Annotated in this window: 7 protein-coding genes; all 7 read left to right on the top strand. The window is 60.3% G+C overall.

Annotated features, from left to right (window positions below; all coding sequences use genetic code 11):
• On the top strand, nucleotides 1-457 hold a 457-nt coding region (locus tag ORS3428_RS28875), incomplete at its 5' end, for a carbohydrate ABC transporter permease (RefSeq protein WP_131802968.1).
• Between the two features lie 11 nt (nucleotides 458-468).
• Nucleotides 469-1,329 (top strand): carbohydrate ABC transporter permease, encoded by an 861-nt coding sequence (locus tag ORS3428_RS28870; protein WP_071101686.1) that lies wholly within the window; start codon nucleotides 469-471, stop codon nucleotides 1,327-1,329.
• Entirely contained in the window at nucleotides 1,326-2,267 is a 942-nt protein-coding gene (locus ORS3428_RS28865; RefSeq protein WP_071101685.1) for a ribokinase, read from the top strand. Before ORS3428_RS28870 ends, ORS3428_RS28865 begins: the two co-directional genes overlap by 4 nt.
• Complete coding sequence (locus tag ORS3428_RS28860) at nucleotides 2,264-3,034, top strand: SDR family NAD(P)-dependent oxidoreductase (RefSeq protein ID WP_071101684.1); 771 nt, start codon at nucleotides 2,264-2,266, stop codon at nucleotides 3,032-3,034. Before ORS3428_RS28865 ends, ORS3428_RS28860 begins: the two co-directional genes overlap by 4 nt.
• On the top strand, nucleotides 3,027-3,854 hold the full coding sequence (locus ORS3428_RS28855; protein ID WP_071101683.1) for an HAD-IIA family hydrolase: 828 nt from the start codon (nucleotides 3,027-3,029) through the stop codon (nucleotides 3,852-3,854). The genes ORS3428_RS28860 and ORS3428_RS28855 overlap by 8 nt, the downstream gene beginning before the upstream one ends.
• Complete coding sequence (locus tag ORS3428_RS28850; protein WP_071101682.1) at nucleotides 3,854-4,966, top strand: ABC transporter ATP-binding protein; 1,113 nt, start codon at nucleotides 3,854-3,856, stop codon at nucleotides 4,964-4,966. The genes ORS3428_RS28855 and ORS3428_RS28850 overlap by 1 nt, the downstream gene beginning before the upstream one ends.
• Nucleotides 4,967-5,011: 45 nt before the next feature.
• On the top strand, nucleotides 5,012-5,178 hold a 167-nt coding region (locus ORS3428_RS34275; protein WP_131802967.1), incomplete at its 3' end, for a phosphoenolpyruvate hydrolase family protein.

Raw genomic sequence — 5,178 nt, 5'->3', positions numbered from 1 at the left:
CGTCGGCCCGTTCCCGTGGATATCCGATCCGACGACTGCCCTGCTTTCGCTGATCCTGATCGACGTCTGGACATACACGCCATTCTTCGCACTGATTATCTTCGCCGGCTTGCAKGGCATAACGGACGACATCCGCGAAGCGGCACGGGTCAACGGCGCCAGGGGCTGGGCGACCTTCCTCCACATCGAGTTGCCGCTCGTGGCGCCTTACATCCTGATTGCAGCGGTCTTCCGGCTGATCGAATCCTTCAACCAGTTCGACATCATCTTCGGCACCACCCAGGGCGGTCCGGGAAACAGCACCGCGGCGCTCTCGGTCCAGGCATATATGACCGCGTTCCAAAACCTGAGTTTCGGCCGCGGCGCGGCGATCATGGTCGTCAACTGGCTGATCGTGCTGGCCGGCGCGTTTTTGACCGTCCGGCTCTGGCAGGCCGTCCGTCGGCGGGTCACCTGAAGAGGCAAGTCATGCGCGTTTACCGCTCCGGTATTGCAACCCTGATGCTCAACCTCCTTGTCGCTTTCTGCGGGGTCGTCCTGGCCTTTCCGCTGGTGTGGATCGTGATGATGTCATTGAAGGGCCAGGCCGATGTCATGGCATGGCCGCCGAATTTCATCTTCACGCCAACCTTCGAGAATTTCCGTGTCCTGTTCGACCTCGCCCAGGCGGGCGCGACGAGCTACGGCACCATCAAGGTCGATTTCCTCACCCCGATCACCAACAGCGTGGTGATCGCGCTCGGCTCTGTGATCGTCTCGCTCTTCGTAGGTGTTCCCGCGGGCTATGTGTTGGCGAGGCGTGACATTCCCCTCAAGGAAGACATCGCCTTCTTCATCCTGGGCTTCCGGTTTGCGCCAGTGCTGTTGGTGGTGATCCCGCTCTTCAACATCTTCCAGACAATCGGTCTTTACGACACCTATTTCGGCATGATCTGGGTCTACCAGGTTGTCACGCTGCCCATGATCGTCTGGCTGAGCCGGTCATACATCGAAGACATCCCGAAAGACATAGAGGAAGCTGCCGCGATCGATGGCGCCAAGCCGGTTCGGATTGTGCTGCATGTCGTGCTGCCCTTGCTCAAACCGGGTTTAATCGGCGCATCCCTGCTCGTTTTCCTGCTCGCCTGGCACAATTTCGCGCTGGGACTGATCCTGACCTCGACCAAGGCTCCTGTGACCGTGGCGCTTCTCAAGCTCCTCAATCCGGGCGTGCAGTTCTATCCGGTCATGGCGGCGGGACTGGTGGTCACCATGATTGTCCCGGTCATCTTGATCGTCGTCGGTCAGCGCCATCTGGAACGCGGTCTCACCTTCGGAGCCGTGAAATGAAACCTCGGCCCCTGATGTTCTTCGGAACGACAAATCTCGACCTTTGCTTCAACGTCGATCGATTGCCGACGCCGGGCGAAACCCTGTTGGGCACGCTTGCTCGAAATCCCGGTGGCAAGGGCGCCAATCAGGCAGTCGCCGCCGCCCGGCTTGGACTTCGGCCGCACTTCTATACGCGCCTCGGAGAAGACGAAGCCGGCAGAGCGTTACTGCAGTCGTTGAAGGAAGCCGGCGTCAGGACAGACGCGGTCGAAGTCTGTCCGGGCGAACTCTCGGGCTCGGCCATGGTCATGGTCGGGGACGACGGCRCCAACATGATCGTCATCGACCCGGGGGCCAATCTCAAGGCGACACCGGCCGCGGTCGAGAAAGCGGCTGCCTTCATCGAGCCGGATGCGATTGTCGTGGCAGAGATGGGCATGCCGATCRCCGCGCTCGAGCGCCTTTTCGTGTTGAAGGCCGATAGGGGGTTYGAGCTCATCTTCAATCCTGCGCCGGTAAGGACCGGCCTCTCCGCCGAGGCCTGGAGAAGTGTTGATTACATCACGCCGAACCAGACCGAGACGTTCGAACTGACGGGTGTCCAGGTGGTCGACTTCGAGAGCGCCGCGCGGGCGGCACTCAAGCTTCTCGAGCTCGGTCCAAAGGCGGCGCTGATCACGCTTGGCGCGCAAGGCACCTACTATTGCGATGGAAGCCGCTCTTTCGGGATGCCGGCTTTTCCCGTCAAGGTCCTGGACACGACTGCTGCTGGAGACGCTTTCAACGGCGGCTTTGCAGCCTTCTTGGCGCAAGGCTTGCCTGTGCGAGACGCGATCAGGAAGGCGACGGCAGTGGCCGCCCTTTGCGTCACCCGGCGCGGCGCTCAGGAATCGATGCCGACCACGCGGACTGTCGATGAATTTCTCAATCAGCAAACGATATTGGAGTTGGAATGAGCGGACAGTTTTCAGTCGCAGAGCRCACGGTGCTGGTGACCGGTGCAGGTGGCGGCATCGRCTCGGCCATCGCCGACGCGTTTCGGGCGCAGGGCGCGAACGTCGTCGCCACCGATGCCGATCTGGGGGCGCTGAAGCGGACGCTGAGCCAACTCCCCAACGGCCTCGAGATCGTGCCCGAGGCAATGGACGTCACGCGTGAGGACGACATCGCCAGGGTCTTGAGTACCGTTGAGACGCGTTTCGGTGGCCTCGACGTTCTCGTCAACAATGCAGGCATAAAATCCGCTGAACCGCTTCTCAACGGCAGTGTGACCAAGATCGAYCGCACCATCCAGATCAACTCGGTCGCGGTCTTGCTTTGCTGCAAACTGGTCGTCGAACGCTTCATGAAGAGCAAGGGCGRCCGGATCGTCAACATCGGCTCTTCGCTGTCCTCGCAAGGCGCTGTCTTCAACTATCAGGCCGGCGGTGCGGATTACTGCCTGTCAAAGGCCGTTGTGCACGACGTGACGAAGTTGCTTGCCTACGAATGCGCGCCGCTCGGTATCAATGTCAACGCGATTGCACCGGGTATCATCGACACGCCGATGCATGGCCGGCCRCGCGAGGAAACTGAAGCACGCCATAGTGGCCRCATTCCCCTCGGAAGAGTGGGCGTGCCGCAAGACATCGCCGGCTTGGCAGTATTCCTGGCAAGTCCGGCCGCCGATTACATAACCGGACAGGTTGTTCATGTGAATGGCGGGATGTTGATGAATGGCTGAGCTGAGCATGCATTACGACTGGCCGCCGGTGGAGGGCATCATCTCCGACCTGGATGGTGTCATCTACCGCGGCAAGGTCGCCATCGAGGACGCGGTGGAGACGTTCAACCGATGGCAGGCTCGCGGACTKCCCTTCTGCTTCGTGACGAACAATTCAACGCATACGCCAGACGACGTGATTTCCAAGTTGGCGGGGTTTGGACTTTCAATCGGGCCACGTGGTGTCGTGACCAGTGCCATCACAACAGCGGATCTCATCCGCAACAACTATCCGGAACTGAGCCGGGTCTATGTGATCGGAGCGCCTTCGCTGGTGGGCGCCATCGCCGCTGCCGACCTTGAGGTCACGGACCGAAAGCCGCAGGTCGTGGTGATGGGCCTCGACAGACTGATCACGCATGAAAAGATGCGCATGGCGGTTAATGCCATTCTGGATGGCGCCGTGTTCATCGGTACCAATCCCGATCTGCTTTTGCCGACTGAAAACGGTTTTGAGCCTGGTGCCGGAGCTGCGCTGGCGGCGGTCGCCGCTGCCACGCAAACCAAGCCGCTCATCGTCGGCAAGCCCGAAGTGCATATGATCGAGACGGCATTGGCGCGGCTGGGAACGTCGCGCCAGTCGACCTTGATGATTGGGGATCAGATTGCGACAGACATCCAGGCGGGCAAGCGTGCCGGTCTTCCGTCCGTGCTGGTTACCACCGGGGTGCCTTCACGACAGGATCCCACTCTGATCGCGCCTGACTTCACGGTGTCCAGCCTCACCCAGATGAGGCTCGGAAATGATTGCAGCGGGAGCATGCTGCAGGGGAGGATCTGATGGCAAATGTTCGCCTCGAAGGAATCAATAAGGCCTATGGCAGTGTCCAGATCCTGCGTGACATCGATCTGGAGATCGATCACGGTCAATTCGTTGTCTTTGTCGGCCCCTCCGGGTCCGGCAAGTCAACCCTCTTGCGAATGATCGGAGGGCTGGAACGCATAAGCGAGGGGCGGCTCCTGATCGACAACCAGGTCGTTAACAACATCGACGCAGCGGATCGCAATCTGGGTATGGTTTTCCAGAGCTATGCGCTTTATCCGCACATGACTGTGCGCCAGAATCTCGCGTTTCCACTGCGGATGGCAAAAGCCGGCGCCAACGAGATCCAGGCCAAGGTGACGCAAGCGGCGAGCCTGTTGCAGGTCGAGCATTTGCTCGACAGAAAGCCTCGGCAATTGTCCGGTGGCCAGAGGCAACGGGTGGCGATCGGCCGCGCGATCGTGCGCGAACCGAAGGTCTTTCTGTTCGACGAGCCGTTGTCCAATCTCGATACTGAACTGCGGGTCCAGATGCGCGTGCAGATCGCCAAGCTTCACAAGCAGCTCGGCAACACAATGATCTATGTGACGCACGACCAGGTCGAAGCGATGACGATGGCTGACAAGATCGTCGTGCTGAAGGACGGCAACATCGAGCAGGTCGGCACGCCGCACGATCTGTATCACAATCCGGCTTCTCAGTTTGTCGCCGGCTTCATTGGCTCGCCGAAGATGAACTTCCTGAACGCCACGCTCGTGTCTGCCCATCAAAAGCAGGTTGAAGTCAGACTCGAGACCGGTTCGACGGTATCCTTGCCGATAGACGCTGACGCTCAGATGGTCGGCAAACCCGTTGCCCTCGGCATCAGGCCAGACGACTTCAGGGCTGCATCAGATAGCTGCGAGGAACTGGCCATCGAGCTCGATGTCGACTTCGTCGAACATCTGGGCAACGCCACTTATCTCTACGGCAATGCCGCAGGCGCCAATCTCGTCACACGTGCCCCCAGCCTCGAAGCAGCAGGCAGGGTCGAGAGAATTCGCCTTGCGGTTAGGCCTGCGGATTGTCATCTTTTCCTTGCCAGCGGCAAGGCATTGCGAAGGTTGCGGGCGTCGACGAGCTGGAACTGATTRCTCCCTCGCACAGYGCCAAACGCGAGTGGATTTGGGGCGCTTATGAAGCAGGCGCGAAACGGCAGCATCAGGCAGTTCCTTGGAAATGCCCGCTCCTTCATGCTCGGCGCGGGCATCGGATCCGGGATGACTGCCCGGGCAGCCGAGCGGGCCGGGGCGGATTTCGTGCTGGCGCTTAATGCGGGCCGCTTTCGTGCCATGGGCGGTTT

Origin of the sequence: Mesorhizobium sp. ORS 3428 (assembly GCF_001854785.1) — a bacterium.
Classification (GTDB): domain Bacteria; phylum Pseudomonadota; class Alphaproteobacteria; order Rhizobiales; family Rhizobiaceae; genus Mesorhizobium.
The sequence above is the reverse complement of the archived record's forward strand: the minus strand, read 5'-3'. Positions and strand labels throughout refer to the sequence as shown.

Bases quoted from the DNA above. Each gene is read 5' to 3' on its own strand.
- ORS3428_RS28850 (WP_071101682.1), top strand. From the start codon at position 3,854: ATGGCAAATGTTCGCCTCGAAGGAATCAATAAGGCCTATGGCAGTGTC.
- ORS3428_RS28870 (WP_071101686.1), top strand. From the start codon at position 469: ATGCGCGTTTACCGCTCCGGTATTGCAACCCTGATGCTCAACCTCCTT.